This is a genomic window from Arthrobacter sp. TJ-178 (assembly GCF_058269275.1).
Genome location: NZ_JBZCNK010000004.1, coordinates 239,802 through 252,762 on the forward strand (window position 1 = coordinate 239,802; position 12,961 = coordinate 252,762).

Genomic DNA, 12,961 nt, shown 5'->3' on the forward strand with positions numbered 1-12,961 from the left:
CAGCCCCGGCGGTTAACCGGCCTCGGGCAGCAGCCCCAGTTCGCTCAGCTGCCGGGACATCCCTGCACCGTCCGGAGCGTAGATCCAGGGGATCTCGGACGGCCGCTCACCCGAACGCGACGGCGACCGGCCGCCGGCCAGGACGGCCTCGCCGGCCGAAAGCTGACGGATGGCGATGGCCCGGACATTCTCCGGATGCCGCTTGGCAAATTCTGCATAGATCGCTTCGTCGTGCTGCCCGTTGTCACCAATCAGCAGCCACTTAATCTGCGGGAATTCCTTGGCCAGGCGTTCGAGCTGCGTCTTCTTGTGCTCCTGTCCGCTGCGGAACCAGCGGTCCCTCGTGGGTCCCCAGTCAGTCAGCAGCAGCGGCCCGGCCGGATACAAGTTGCGGGTGATGAAGCGGGTCAGCGTCGCGGCCACGTTCCAGGCGCCGGTGGACAGGTACAGGACAGGGCCGCCGGGGGTCTCCCGGGAGAGCCGGTCCATTGTCACGGCCATGCCCGGGGTAGGGGTGCGCGCGTGCTCATCAAGCACGAACGTATTCCAGGCGGCAAGGAACGGACGCGGCAGCGCGGTGACCATGATGGTGTCATCTATATCCGAGACCACTCCCACCCGGGCCGACGGGTCCACGATGTACACGGGTGCGACGGCGGCTTCCGAATCTTCCGAGCGCAGCGTGACGGTGGTCCAGCCCGGTGCAAGCTTCACCGGAATGACGACGTCGATAACGCCGCCGCGGTCCGCGGTGACCGGGTACTGTTCGCCGTTGATTTCCACGGTGACGGCGGCCTTGTTGATCGGGGGGCTCATGAAGTTGCGCCAGCCGCGGATACCGTCACGGATGGCCTTGGCACCCGCCGAATTCTCATCGGGTGAGGCATACCCCGGCTTGGTGAGAATGACGCGCCCCAGCACCCGAACCCACTCCGTGCTGCCGTAGCCGGTGAAAGGCAGGACGGTTTGAACTTCACCCCGTTTGCGGGCCCGTCCTTCGCGGTAGCTGTGGAGGGCGTCTTCCAGGCGCATGCCGATGTGGCTGGCCTGCTCCTTGACTGTGGAGGAACCGTCGGAAGCGGAAGTGCTGGCGGAATGGTCTGTTGGTGTCGGAGACATGGCTCCAGTCTGTCAGATGCAGCCGCAGCGGCAGCAAAAAGCCGGCAGCACCGTCCGTGGACAATGCTGCCGGCTTTCCTGCTGCCGGGTTGTGAGCGGCGGATTACCGCCGGTACTGGGAAGTCATGGGGCAGTCGAAGGGATCCCTCGCGGAGAGGCCGACCGTGTTCAGGTAACGAACAACGATTCCGTAGGACTGCGTCAGGGACGTCTCGGTGTAGGGAATCTTGTGCTCGGCGCAGTAGGCCTTCACGATTTCCGACGCGCGGGCCAGGTGCGGGCGGGGCATGTTCGGGAAGAGGTGGTGCTCAATCTGGTAGTTGAGCCCGCCCATCAGCGTGTTCATGCCCTTTCCCTTGATGTTGCGGGAGGTCAGGACCTGGCGGGAGAGGAAGTCCGCCTTGGAGTCCTTGGGCAGGATCGGCATGCCCTTGTGGTTGGGAGCAAAGGAAGCACCCATGTACACGCCGAAGACAGCCAGCTGCACACCGAGGAAGGCAAATGCCATGCCCACCGGGAGGAAGAAGAAGACGGCGCCGATGTACAGTCCCAGGCGCAGGAACACCATGGTCAGCTCCGTGAAGCGGCCCTTGATCTGCTTGTTGGCGAAGAGGTGCTTGATGGAGGTGGCATGCAGGTTGATGCCCTCAAGCATCAGCAGCGGGAAGAAGAGCCATCCCTGGCGGCGGGCAAACCAGGCCATGAAGCCCTTTTGCCGTGCCGCCTGCTCCGGCAGGAAGGAAATGGTATCCATGTCGATATCCGGATCCTTGCCGATGGTATTCGGGTTCGCGTGGTGCCGGCTGTGCTTGTTCATCCACCACTGGTAGCTGATGCCGACGACGGCGTTGGCAACAAAGCGCCCCGCGCGGTCATTCGCGGGACCTGATTCAAAGACCTGCTTGTGGGCTGCCTCGTGGGCAATAAAGGCCAACTGCGTCAGCAGCACTCCCAGCGCAGCAGCGATCAGCAGCTGGAACCAGCTTTCACCGATCAGGAAGAACCCGGTGCCTGCGGCTACCAGGCCGGCGCACAGAAAAACGAATGTCGTGATGTAGAAAGAACGGCGGCGCTTCAGCAGCCCTTCCTCACGAACAGCCTTCAGCAACCCTGAATAGCTGCTGACGACGGAGTTGGTGCGGGTCTTCGATACGGCTGTCTTTGCTGGTTGTGCAGTTGCGCTCATGCGAACCTCTGGAATCTTCGGCATCCCGGCCGGCGGTAATCGAGCAAATCTGCTCTGCGGATACCCCAGCGTAACCTGTATCGCAGTCACAAAGGAGTGACCCTTTGCACAGGTTCGTCATTTGTGTCCGCCGCGCAGGTATTCCTCCGCCGTTCCCGCCCCTCGGCAGCTAGTATCCGGAGCAGGCCCCAAAGACAGCAGAGCGCCCCGGATTGGACTGGCGACATGACGTTCCCGAAAACTCCCCGGCCCGGGTACGGCGCGCTGCGTCTTGGCGAGTCCGCGGATACCGGCGGGACACGGCCGTGGCAAGATCCGGCAGCCTATTGGCCGGCCCTCAGCAAGGCTGTTGCCCATCTGCCCGCACCGGTCGCAACACTGGATGCCGGAGCCCTGCGTTTCAACGCTCAGGATCTGCTCCGGCGTGCCGGCGGCACTCCCCTGCGTGTCGCCAGCAAATCGATCCGGGTCCGCAGCGTTCTTGATGCCCTGTTGGAGCTTCCCGGTTTCCGCGGCATTTTTGCCTTCACCCTCGCTGAAGCACTGTGGCTCGCCCAAACCTGTGACGACGTCGTCGTTGGTTATCCCAGCGCGGACCGCGCCGCCCTGGCCCGGCTCTTATCCGATGAGCGGCTTGCCTCTCGGGTGACGCTGATGATTGACGACGAGACCCAGCTGGACCTGGTCGATTCCGTTGCGCCTGCCGGCCGCCGCCCCAGGGTGCGGGTGTGCCTGGACGCCGACGCGTCGTGGCGGGCGCCGGTCCTGGGGTTCATCGGCACGCGCCGTTCTCCCGTGCACAGCGAGGCCGACGCCGTGAACCTCGCCCGCCGCATTGTTGCCCGGCCGGGATTCACCTTGGTAGGACTGATGATGTACGAGGGCCAGGTTGCCGGGGTCGGCGATGCTGTTGCCGGTGCGGCGGTGATGAATACCGTGATGCGCTGGGTACAGCCGCGGTCGATGAAGGAGCTCAGCGCCCGCCGCGGTGCCATTGCCCGCGGTCTGGCGGAACTCGCGGACCTGGAATTCGTGAACGGCGGCGGCACGGGATCCGTTGAGGCCACCGCCGCCGATCCGTCGGTCACCGAGATAACCGCCGGGTCGGGACTGTTCGCAGGACATCTCTTCGACTCCTACCGTGCGTTTACTCCGGCACCGGCCGCCGCCGTCGCGCTTGATGTGGTGCGCCGCCCCGCCGCGGGCATCGCCACTGTCCTCGGCGGCGGATGGATAGCTTCCGGGCCGCCCGGGACGTCCCGGGTCCCGCAGGTGGCCTGGCCGCCGGGGCTGGCGCTGCTGCCGCGCGAAGGGGCCGGCGAAGTGCAGACTCCGCTGGCCGGACGGACGGCGTCGGGTCTTGCCGTGGGCGACCGCGTCTGGCTGCGCCATGCCAAGAGCGGTGAACTTTCGGAGCGAGTCAACGAATACGCGGTGGTGGACGGCGGAAGTGTTGTGGCTCTGCTGGCCACCTACCGCGGTGAAGGAAAGGCGTTCCTGTGAACGCCGGAAACCGGGTCTGGCGGAATTGGGGGCGCTCCATCGCGGTAACTCCCCGGTCCGTTGAGCGCCCGGATTCCCTCGAAGCGCTGCAGCTGGCCGTCAAACGGGCGGCCGCGGCGGGCAGGCGGGTCAAGGCCGTAGGCGCCGGCCACAGCTTCACCGGCATTGCAGCCGCTCCGGACGTCCTGCTGCAGCTGGACAAGCTGCAGGGAGTTATCGACGTCGACCGCGAGCGCCGGCGCGTAAGGTTCCGGGCCGGAACCCGCCTTTACCGTGTTCCGGGCCTGCTGTCCGGGCTCAACCTGGCCATGCCGAACCTGGGCGACATTGACCGGCAGTCGCTGGCCGGAGCGATCTCCACCGGAACCCACGGGACCGGCGCCGGATTTGGCGGACTCGCCACCCAGGTGGCGGGGCTGACCCTGGTCCAGCCCGACGGCGGCCTGCTCACCGTGGACGACGGCGATCCGCTGCTGCCGGCCGCCGCGCTTGGCCTGGGCGCCCTGGGAATCATTGCCGACGTCACGCTGCAATGTGTACCGGCCTTCGCGCTGCAGGCACAGGAGGAGTCCGAACTGCTGGCCGATACGCTGGCCGCTCTGGGCCGGCGGATTGGCTCCACCGACCACTTTGAGTTTTATTGGTTCCCGCACACGGACCGCGCAGCAACGAAGTCCAATACCCGGCTGCCGGGGTCCGTCCCCCTTCACCCGCGCCCGCCCCTGAGCCGCGGGATTGATGAGTCGCTGTTATCCAACTCCCTGTTCCGGGCCACCTGCGCTGCCGGCACCGCCGTCCCGGCCCTCATACCGCCGGTAAACCGGGCAGCGGCCCGGCTTTTGGGCGGACACAGCTACACGGAAGCTTCGCACCGTGTCTTTACCCAGCGCCGAACTGTCCGCTTCCGGGAAATGGAGTACGGCCTTCCCGCCGACCGTCTGCCGGCGGCTTTCGCTGCGGTGCGGCAGCTGGTTGCGGACCGGGCGTGGCGGATTTCCTTTCCGGTGGAGGTTCGCTGGGCTGCCGCAGATGATCGCTGGCTGTCCACGGCGTACGGCCGGGACACCGCCTACATTGCCGTGCACCGTTATTACCGTGAAGATCACCGGGAATACTTCACCGCAGTGGAGGAGATCCTGCTGGCCTTCGGCGGGCGTCCGCACTGGGGCAAGCTGCATTCCCTGGACGCCGCATCGCTGGCTCCCCGGTATCCCCGCTTCCATGACTTCCTGGCCGTGCGGAACCGGCTGGACCCGGACAGGATCTTCGCCAATGACTATCTGGACCGGGTGCTGGGGCACTGAAGCCCGGATTGCGCCGACCCGGCGGGCCCGCGCAGCGCGGCGCCCGGTCCACCATAGGATGGGCTCCTGCCAACCCGAAGGAGTCCCGTGACCGCCGCCCCCGCCCGGAGCCGAACCTTTAAGCAGCCCCGTTCACGGTGGTGGGGTTTCCTGCCCTTCGCCGCGGTTTCCGCGGTTCACGTCGGTGCCCGGTTTGCCGGCTCCGCGGACATCGCAGAGCCAACCAAGCTCGCGCTGATGCCGCTGCTCGCCGTCGCCGCCCTGTGGGCAGCCCGCGGGAACAGCTCCGGGACCCGCCGCGGCATCGGCTCTGCCCCGAACCGTGCCCTGCCTTCGATCCTGTTGTTTGCGGCGCTCTTCTTCTCCTGGCTGGGTGACGGAGCTGCTGCCTTCTTCCCTTTCGCACCGGAGCTTCCGGTGATGCTGGCTTCCTTCGGCATAGTCCACCTTTGTTACATCTGGCTTCTGGCCCGCTATGTGGCCCGCCGGCCCTTCCCCCGGTGGGCACTGGTCTTTCCGCTGTGGTGGGTACTCATGCTCGTGGTGTTGTGGCCTGCGCTCGGCAGCCTGACGCTGGCCGTGGCCGCCTACGGGATCGTACTGGCCGGAACGGCAGCCACTGCCGCACGGTGCAGCCCAACGGTGGCGGCCGGCGGGGTGTTGTTCCTTGCTTCCGACACGATTCTGTCCCTCCGCATCTTTTTGCCCGACGCCATGCCGAACTGGACCAGCGCCGTGGTGATGCTGACCTACTGCGCCGGGCAGGGCCTGATTGTGGCCGGGGTACTCCGCACCCGCGCCGCGGGGCCTCCACTCCAGTAGCCCGGTTCAGTAGCCCGCTTCAAGAGCCCGGTTCAAGAGCCCGGCTCAGTAACCCAGCAGCTCCCGCAGCCGGCCGGCGCCCACCACCGATGCTCCGATCCGGCGGCTGCGGTCGGTGAGCTCACGGTCGCTGGTGGCAACGGTGACCGTGAGCCCGGCGGAGGCCAGCTGCTCTGTCAGGGTGATAACGGCGTCGTCGCCGGAACCTGCGGCACGGACCAGCTTCACCGGCGGTGTCTGCAGCCCGGGCTGCTCCGGAGCGGGGACATCGCGGGCCCGCCCCTCAAGAACCACCGTGTATTCCGGAAACGCGGTGTCCCCGGGAAGCTCCAGGAAGGCGGAAGGGATTCCCCCGGCAGCCAGGGCCGATACTGCCGTGAGGAGCCGCGATGCTGCCCCCGCGCGGTCCTTCCACCAGCCGTCCGGAACCGAGCCGACAACATTGGCCGCGTCCACGACAACTGCCGGCCGCACCTGCAGCAGCGGCCGCAGCCCCGGCCAGGAACTCCGGAACGCCGGGTGCAGCGGAAGACCTTCCACCTCATCCAGGGGAACCCAGGCCAGCGCCAGGCTTTCCGGATCACTGATGACCGGCTCAAACGGTTCCACGACATCACCAATCAGGGTGGCGTAACTCCAGACCCCCAGATCCAGCACGCTCAGCAGCCGCGGCCTGATGGCTGCCGCCGGAACACCCGCTTCCTCTGCTGATTCCCGCAGTGCAGCCGCCGGCGCTGACTCCCCTTCATGCCGGGCGCCCCCGGGCAGAGCCCAGGTGTCTCCGTGATGGCTCCACGACGCACGGTGCTGCAGCAGTATTCCGCGTCCCGGGTCGAACGCCAGCAGCCCCGCAGCACCGAACCGGCCCCAATACCGCTGGCCGTCCGGCGCGGTGACCCAGGCGTCACCGGGATTCCTCGGACCGGCGCGGCGGGGCGGCTTATCCGAAGCTTGGTGCTCAGTCATCATGTGCCCACCCTGCCACACGGGCTGAGTTGCAGCACGGCGCCGCCGGTGAACGTGGATCTGTTAGCCGGCCCCGCCGCGACACGCCACCGGGCTGCCCGGCGCCGGGCTTCCCGGCACCGGAACCGGGGGATGGAATCATGGCCGTCATCAGCCCCGCCCCGCACGGGCATGCGAACACTCTCCGGAGGACGAACTTGTCAGAGGTGAACTTGTCAGGCGATGAACTTCGGCGCGGCCCGATCCCGTGGCCGGCCGGCCGGTGGACGCATCCGCCGGTGCGCGCCGCGGAGGACGGAACCGATCTGCTGGCGGAGGCCGCCGAGGGCTCCGATGCGTGGCGGACAACGGCATACGGCTTTATCCATGAATCCGAGCATGCCCTTCTGTCGCCCTTCGATGCCGGCTCCGCCGTGGAAGTTGCTTTCACTGCAAATCTCCCCGCCCAGTTCGATCAGGCCGGCGTGTTTGTCCGCGTGGACGGCTCCACGTGGATCAAAGCCGGACTCGAACGCTCAGACGGTTTGCTCCAAGTGGGCGCCGTGGTCACCTATGGTGCTTCGGACTGGTCGGTTGCCCCCGTCCAGGACTGGGACGGGCAAAAAGTCACCGTTCGGGTCAGCCGCACCGCCGATGCCCTCATTATCCGGGCCGGAATCGCGGAAGCGCCGCTGCAGTTTGTGCGGGTGGTCCCGTTCGCCCGGGATCGAAAAGCCGAGGCCGGCCCGTTCCTGTGCGCTCCGACCCGGGCCGGGCTCACCGTCCGGTTCCATTCCTGGGAGGTGACGGATGCCGATGTTTCGCTTCACTGATCCTGAATGCCGCGGTTTGAAACCCGCCACCCCGGAGTCAGCGCTGCGGCAGCGCGTCCAGCGCGCTGATGAGCGCGGCGGCGTCAAAGGGTCCGGTGTGCCGTGCTGAGCCAACAAAAAACGTGGGCGTGGAGGAAAGGTCCATGAACTCCGCGTCCAGCGCATCATCCTCCACCCGGTTATTGACCGCGGCAGACTGCAGATCGTCCCGGAACTGCTCCATGTCCAGTCCCAGGTCCCCCGCATAGCCAATCAGGTCCTCGGCCTCCAGATGGTCCTGGTGCCGGAAGAGGAGCTGGGCGTATTCCCGGAAGGCCCCCTGCCGGTCTGCGGCTTCACTGGCCCGCGCGGCTTCCTCCGCGTGCGGATGGACCCTGGTCAGCGGCAGGTGCCGCCACACATAGACCAGCCGGGGACCGAAATGTTCCCGCACTTCGTCGATGGAACCGGTGGCCCGCGAGCAGAAGGGACATTCGAAGTCCCCGTATTCAATGAGCTGCAGGGGCGCCTGGGGATCACCGCGGAAATGGTCCCGTTCCGGATCGAAGGGCCGCACCAGGAAGCGCCCGACGGACGACGGCGGCTGCACCCGGTCCACGACGCGGAACCAGGCCCAGCCCACCGCAAAGGCGATAACGGAAGCGGCAAGGATCCCCACCCGGGCCTGCGCCTGCAGCACGGGATCCTCCACGGCAAGCCCCACAATGAACAGGGAGATGGTGAATCCGATTCCGCACAGCACCGCTCCCCCGCCCACGCGGGCCAGGGTCAGCCCGGGAGCCAGCTGCCCGATGCCCGTGACCCGCAGCAGCGCGGTGGCCCCGGTGATGCCCACGGCTTTTCCGATCACCAGGGCGATGATGATGCCCCAGGTGAGCCGGGACGTTGCCGCCGCTTCAAGGGTGGCACCGTCCAACCGGACTCCTGCATTGGCCAGGGCGAACAGCGGCAGAATCAGGAAGGACACGTAGGGGCCGTAGGACCGCTGGAGCCTTTCGTTGATGGAGATGGATTCCTTCAGGCTCCGCGCCGTTGCGGCTGCATACTCGGGGTTGGGCGACTGCCGGAAGGCCTGTGCCAGTTCAGCTGTCCGTTCAACGTGTCCGCGCCGCGGAGGATAGACGGGAATCAGCAGCGCCACGGCCACCCCGGCGAGCGTCGGATGCACTCCTGACGCGTAGAGCGCCACCCACGCCGCCAGGCTGAGCAGGGCGTACGCGGGGCCGCGGCCCAGTGGCAGGAATCTCACCAAACCCACCAGTATCAAGAGGAACACCGCCGCGAGCAGCGGAACCAGCTTCAGGCCGCCGGTGTAGAACACAGCAATCGCAGCCAGGGCACCGACGTCGTCCACCACAGCCAGCGTCAGCAGGAAAACCCGCAGCCGGCCCGGAAACTTAGGTCCTGCCACCGCCAGCGCCCCCACCAGGAATGCTGTGTCAGTGGAAATTACGGCACCCCATACCGCCGCATTTTGACCGGTCGGATTGAGAAGCAGGAAAATGCCGGCCGGAACCACGAGCCCGGCCAGGGCTGCTGCCACCGGAACCACGGCCCGTGCGGGTTCCGTCAGCTCGCCGATGGTAAATTCGCGCTTCACTTCCAGACCGACGGTAAAGAAGAAAAACGCCATCAAACCGTCATTCACCAGGTCATGCAAGGACATTTCCACGGAAGTTCCGCCGATTCGGAGGTCGACGGCGGTGGCCCAGAACTGCGCGTAGGAGTCCCCGAACGGAAGGTTGGCCCAGATCAGCGCCAGTGCGGTGAACGCCAGGAGCAGAGAAGCGGAAATCTTTTCCACGTCAGACCGCCCCGCGTGGACGGCGTGGAAGTTCCAAGAGTGTACGCATCCAAGCATTCTGCGCCGCGACAGCCACCGGGACCAGCACCGGCGGCAGTCAATGCCCGGGACTTCGCTCTCGGTGAAGCCGGCGGAAGCAGATACAAAAAATGCCCCGCCGGTAGGCGGGGCATTTTCTTGATGCGTTTTGGTGGAGCTGAGGGGATTCGAACCCCTGACCCCCTGCATGCCATGCAGGTGCGCTACCAGCTGCGCCACAGCCCCAAAACAAGTGCTTTCCGATGCTTTCGCAATCGGATTTCCACCGCAAATCCTCCGGTTTCCCGAAAGTTTTGGTGGAGCTGAGGGGATTCGAACCCCTGACCCCCTGCATGCCATGCAGGTGCGCTACCAGCTGCGCCACAGCCCCAAAATCTATTTCAACTATGCCCGAACCGTTGGAATTTGTATCCCCCGGGCCGAAGCAACTCCTCTACTTTAGTACAGAAATAACAGAGTGCAAAATCGAACTACACCGGTGAAATTCGCGCCCCTGGACGGTCCTTTCAGCCTCCCGGAATGGCCTTCCGGCGAGCTACCCTTCCAGCGGTCCGCTGGGAAGGGAATCCAGCCCCACGTTGTGCTGGGCCAGGTTCCAGCGGACGCCTCCGCCGGAGGTATCCCGCTCCTCAAGGACAGACCAGTGGCAGTTGGACACTCCGCTGATCACGGTCCAGGAATCGGTGGGCAAACCCAGCAGTGCGCAGATTCCGGCCCGGATGGCACCTCCGTGGCTTACCGCCACGAGTGTTCCTCCGGGCGCCAGTGCGTCGGCGGCATCTGTGACGGCTTCCGCTACGCGCCGGCCCACATCCACACGGCTCTCTCCGCCGCCGGCACGCACGTCACCGCTGCCTGCGGCCCACCCCGCCTGTTCCTCGGGAAACTGCACGGCGATGTCCGCGAAGAGCATGCCTTCCCAGGCTCCGGCATAGGTTTCCCGCAGCCGCCGGTCCGTGCCCACCGGCTTTCCCGCGGCCTCCCCCAGCGCCTGGGCCGTGGCGAGTGCACGGCCCAGATCCGAGGAGATGACGACGTCGGGATGCAAATGCCTCAGCACCGCAGCCGCCTCTACGGCCTGATGGGCGCCGGAGGGATCCAGGGCAATGTCCTGCTGGCCCTGGAACCTGCCGGCGCGGTTCCACTCCGTACGGCCGTGCCGCCAAAAGACAACACGTTTTCCCGTACGGGCGGGGTCCCAGGCGGCGGAGGAAGTCACTCGAAGTCCGAAGCTACTCGGCGTCCGGCGCGGCGGGAGCCGAGACGGCTGCCCCCTCGATCTGCAGGTCGACGGCGGGGCAGTCCTTCCACAGGCGTTCCAGCGCGTAGAAGACACGGTCTTCCTCGTGCTGGACGTGGACAACAACGTTGGCGTAGTCCAGGAGGACCCAGCGGCCCTCGCTGCGGCCTTCACGGCGGACCGGCTTCAGGCCCTTCTTGGCAAGCTCTTCTTCAACACCGTCAACAATGGCGTTGACCTGGCGCTCGTTGGAAGCCGAGGCGATCAGGAAGATGTCCGTGATGGCAAGGCGGTCACTGACGTCGATGGCAACGATGTCGTTGGCCAGCTTCCCGGAGGCTGCCTGCGCGGCCACCCGTGCAATGTCAATGGATGATTCAGTGGCACTCAAAGTGTGTCTCCTTGTTTAACATCAGCTGCCAGAGCCGCCGACGATTATTACTACTGCGATGATCAGGGCCAGAATGCCCAAACCACCAATGCCCAGCGATACAAAACGCAGTCGCCGGGTGCGGCCGAGTCCGGCCGTCAACACGTCCAACGGGTCAAGCCCGAAAGCGTTTCTTGCACCGACGGGCTTCGCGCCGCCGGCAGAATCTATGGGTGCACTGTCATCTATGGGTGCACTGTCTCCGGAATCCGTCCGCCCCGCAGTACCGGCAGCCGCCTTGGCTGACTGCACCGGAATGGCGGAAGTGACAACGGGAACATGCGAGGTTGGCGGCCGCTTCATGACAGGCCGGTCCATTCCGGGGACGCGCACAAATTCCAGCGGTGTCACCATGGCCAGGTTATGCGCGGCGGCGGGGTCATTTACCGGAGCAATAGGCTCACTGCCCCCGGCGGGCCGTTCCGTGCCGGCCCCGGAAGCCTTGGCCTGGATGGCCTCCACGGCTGCGGCCTGGTTGCGGGCCTGCGCCTGCAGTCCCGCCCGCGCTTCCAGCTCCGCACGACGGCGGCGGTCCCGTCGCCCGCCCTCACGCACCGGGTTCAGTGCTGCCGGCGGAGCGTCGACGACGGTCGCAGCAGAGGTCTCTTCCGAGGCACCGGCGCGCTGCTGCTGGAGCCTCAGCTGGCGGCGGGTCGGCGGAGCGGTGTCCGCCGGTACGTCAGACGCACCGCTGCTGCGCGGCGGTGCGCCGGCGGACTTTGGACCCTTAGTCATTTCCTGCCCATCGGTTTTGTTGTTCAAGCTACTGGTTCGGAGGTGGCTGGAGACTGCTCGGCCGGCTGGGGTTCAGCGGCATACAATCCGTGTTTGGCGATGTACTGCACCACTCCGTCGGGGACGAGGTACCAAACCGGTTCCCCGTCCGCCACCCGCTCCCGGCAGTCCGTCGAAGAGATGGCCATGGCCGGAACCTCCAGCAGGCTGACGTCATCCCGGCCCATGTTTTCCAGCACGTGGCCCGGACGCGTGACGCCCACAAAGTGGGCGAGCGACCACAGTTCCTGGATGTCTTTCCAGGACAGAATCTGGGCCATGGCGTCTGCTCCGGTAATGAAGAACAGTTCCGCTTCCGGACGGGATTCACGCAGGTCCCGCAGGGTATCGATGGTGTAGGTCGGCCCCGGACGGTCAATGTCCACCCGGCTGACGGTAAACCTCGGATTGGACGCCGTGGCAATGACGGTCATCAGGTAGCGGTGCTCCGCCGGGCTGACTTCCCGCGATGATTTGTGCCAGGGCTCCCCCGTAGGCACGAATACCACTTCATCCAGGTCAAAGACGGACGCCACTTCGCTGGCTGCCACCAGGTGGCCGTGGTGGATCGGATCGAAGGTTCCACCCATCACCCCAAGGCGCACCCGGCGGTTCTCGGGATCCTGCTCCGGCGGTGCCGCCGAGAGGAACGTTCCCACTGATTCCACGGAGGAATCAGCCCTCGATGCCCTGGCCGTGGTCATGCTTGTTCGGGAACTGCCGCTGGGGATCGATGTGCTCGGCCGGTGCGTCGTGCCGGTTTCCCACGCTCGTGAAGGAGATGGTGGCAAACATCAGAACCAGCAGGATGCCCATGATGATGACGCCGTACATGACCGGGTCCATCGGAATGGACACGTGTTCTTCGGCCGTTTCACTGGCAGCAAGTACAGCGCTGGAAAGCTGGATCAGCATGGATTTCCCCTCAGGAGCTTTGAATAATCAGATCACCCGCGTCAGCA

The 12,961-nt window shown here is 65.9% G+C and carries 13 protein-coding genes and 2 tRNA genes; 4 read left to right on the plus strand and 11 right to left on the minus strand.

Annotation, left to right across the window (positions count from 1 at the left end):
* Nucleotides 1-12: 12 nt before the first annotated feature.
* Complete coding sequence (locus tag AC4D2Q_RS12750; RefSeq protein ID WP_490946794.1) at nucleotides 13-1,119, minus strand: App1 family protein phosphatidate phosphatase; 1,107 nt, start codon at nucleotides 1,117-1,119, stop codon at nucleotides 13-15.
* 103 nt (nucleotides 1,120-1,222) lie between these two features.
* On the minus strand, nucleotides 1,223-2,305 hold the full coding sequence (locus AC4D2Q_RS12755) for a fatty acid desaturase family protein (RefSeq protein WP_490946795.1): 1,083 nt from the start codon (nucleotides 2,303-2,305) through the stop codon (nucleotides 1,223-1,225).
* 225 nt (nucleotides 2,306-2,530) lie between these two features.
* Between AC4D2Q_RS12755 and AC4D2Q_RS12760 the strand changes: the two genes are divergently transcribed.
* The 3 genes from AC4D2Q_RS12760 to AC4D2Q_RS12770 all read left to right on the plus strand — a co-directional run bounded on the left by AC4D2Q_RS12760 (nucleotide 2,531) and on the right by AC4D2Q_RS12770 (nucleotide 5,934).
* The gene (locus AC4D2Q_RS12760) at nucleotides 2,531-3,808 is read left to right on the plus strand and encodes an amino acid deaminase/aldolase (RefSeq protein ID WP_490946796.1); all 1,278 of its coding nucleotides are present in this window, start codon (nucleotides 2,531-2,533) and stop codon (nucleotides 3,806-3,808) included.
* A complete protein-coding gene (locus AC4D2Q_RS12765) occupies nucleotides 3,805-5,112 on the plus strand; it encodes a D-arabinono-1,4-lactone oxidase (protein WP_490946797.1) in 1,308 nt (435 codons plus the stop codon). Before AC4D2Q_RS12760 ends, AC4D2Q_RS12765 begins: the two co-directional genes overlap by 4 nt.
* Nucleotides 5,113-5,199: 87 nt before the next feature.
* Complete coding sequence (locus AC4D2Q_RS12770; protein ID WP_490946798.1) at nucleotides 5,200-5,934, plus strand: lysoplasmalogenase; 735 nt, start codon at nucleotides 5,200-5,202, stop codon at nucleotides 5,932-5,934.
* 45 nt (nucleotides 5,935-5,979) lie between these two features.
* Here AC4D2Q_RS12770 and AC4D2Q_RS12775 read toward each other — a convergent pair whose 3' ends face one another.
* Complete coding sequence (locus AC4D2Q_RS12775; protein ID WP_490946799.1) at nucleotides 5,980-6,903, minus strand: NUDIX domain-containing protein; 924 nt, start codon at nucleotides 6,901-6,903, stop codon at nucleotides 5,980-5,982.
* A gap of 194 nt (nucleotides 6,904-7,097) precedes the next feature.
* Here AC4D2Q_RS12775 and AC4D2Q_RS12780 point away from each other — a divergent pair, with 194 nt between their 5' ends.
* Nucleotides 7,098-7,712: a DUF1349 domain-containing protein gene (locus AC4D2Q_RS12780; protein ID WP_490946800.1), complete on the plus strand. Its 615-nt coding sequence runs from the start codon at nucleotides 7,098-7,100 to the stop codon at nucleotides 7,710-7,712.
* A gap of 37 nt (nucleotides 7,713-7,749) precedes the next feature.
* Here AC4D2Q_RS12780 and nhaA read toward each other — a convergent pair whose 3' ends face one another.
* The 8 genes from nhaA to AC4D2Q_RS12820 all read right to left on the minus strand — a co-directional run bounded on the left by nhaA (nucleotide 7,750) and on the right by AC4D2Q_RS12820 (nucleotide 12,914).
* A complete protein-coding gene (gene nhaA, locus AC4D2Q_RS12785; protein ID WP_490946802.1) occupies nucleotides 7,750-9,516 on the minus strand; it encodes a Na+/H+ antiporter NhaA in 1,767 nt (588 codons plus the stop codon).
* A 188-nt stretch (nucleotides 9,517-9,704) separates the two neighbouring features.
* A tRNA-Ala gene (locus AC4D2Q_RS12790) sits at nucleotides 9,705-9,780 on the minus strand.
* A gap of 69 nt (nucleotides 9,781-9,849) precedes the next feature.
* Nucleotides 9,850-9,925: transfer RNA gene (locus AC4D2Q_RS12795), tRNA-Ala, on the minus strand.
* A 165-nt stretch (nucleotides 9,926-10,090) separates the two neighbouring features.
* Nucleotides 10,091-10,774, minus strand: coding sequence for a histidine phosphatase family protein (locus AC4D2Q_RS12800; protein WP_490946803.1), 684 nt, complete (start codon nucleotides 10,772-10,774; stop codon nucleotides 10,091-10,093).
* 13 nt (nucleotides 10,775-10,787) lie between these two features.
* On the minus strand, nucleotides 10,788-11,186 hold the full coding sequence (gene rsfS, locus AC4D2Q_RS12805) for a ribosome silencing factor (RefSeq protein WP_400928177.1): 399 nt from the start codon (nucleotides 11,184-11,186) through the stop codon (nucleotides 10,788-10,790).
* Between the two features lie 21 nt (nucleotides 11,187-11,207).
* On the minus strand, nucleotides 11,208-11,960 hold the full coding sequence (locus tag AC4D2Q_RS12810) for a hypothetical protein (RefSeq protein WP_490946804.1): 753 nt from the start codon (nucleotides 11,958-11,960) through the stop codon (nucleotides 11,208-11,210).
* Between the two features lie 23 nt (nucleotides 11,961-11,983).
* A complete protein-coding gene (gene nadD, locus AC4D2Q_RS12815; RefSeq protein ID WP_490925836.1) occupies nucleotides 11,984-12,703 on the minus strand; it encodes a nicotinate-nucleotide adenylyltransferase in 720 nt (239 codons plus the stop codon).
* Complete coding sequence (locus AC4D2Q_RS12820; RefSeq protein ID WP_490925837.1) at nucleotides 12,675-12,914, minus strand: hypothetical protein; 240 nt, start codon at nucleotides 12,912-12,914, stop codon at nucleotides 12,675-12,677. Before AC4D2Q_RS12820 ends, nadD begins: the two co-directional genes overlap by 29 nt.
* Nucleotides 12,915-12,961 lie beyond the last annotated feature (47 nt).

Coding starts and splice junctions, on each gene's coding strand:
- AC4D2Q_RS12820 (WP_490925837.1), bottom strand. CDS start 12,914: ATGCTGATCCAGCTTTCCAGCGCTGTACTTGCTGCCAGTGAAACGGCC.
- AC4D2Q_RS12775 (WP_490946799.1), bottom strand. CDS start 6,903: ATGATGACTGAGCACCAAGCTTCGGATAAGCCGCCCCGCCGCGCCGGT.
- nadD (WP_490925836.1), bottom strand. CDS start 12,703: ATGACCACGGCCAGGGCATCGAGGGCTGATTCCTCCGTGGAATCAGTG.
- AC4D2Q_RS12760 (WP_490946796.1), top strand. CDS start 2,531: ATGACGTTCCCGAAAACTCCCCGGCCCGGGTACGGCGCGCTGCGTCTT.
- AC4D2Q_RS12755 (WP_490946795.1), bottom strand. CDS start 2,305: ATGAGCGCAACTGCACAACCAGCAAAGACAGCCGTATCGAAGACCCGC.
- AC4D2Q_RS12810 (WP_490946804.1), bottom strand. CDS start 11,960: ATGACTAAGGGTCCAAAGTCCGCCGGCGCACCGCCGCGCAGCAGCGGT.
- AC4D2Q_RS12750 (WP_490946794.1), bottom strand. CDS start 1,119: ATGTCTCCGACACCAACAGACCATTCCGCCAGCACTTCCGCTTCCGAC.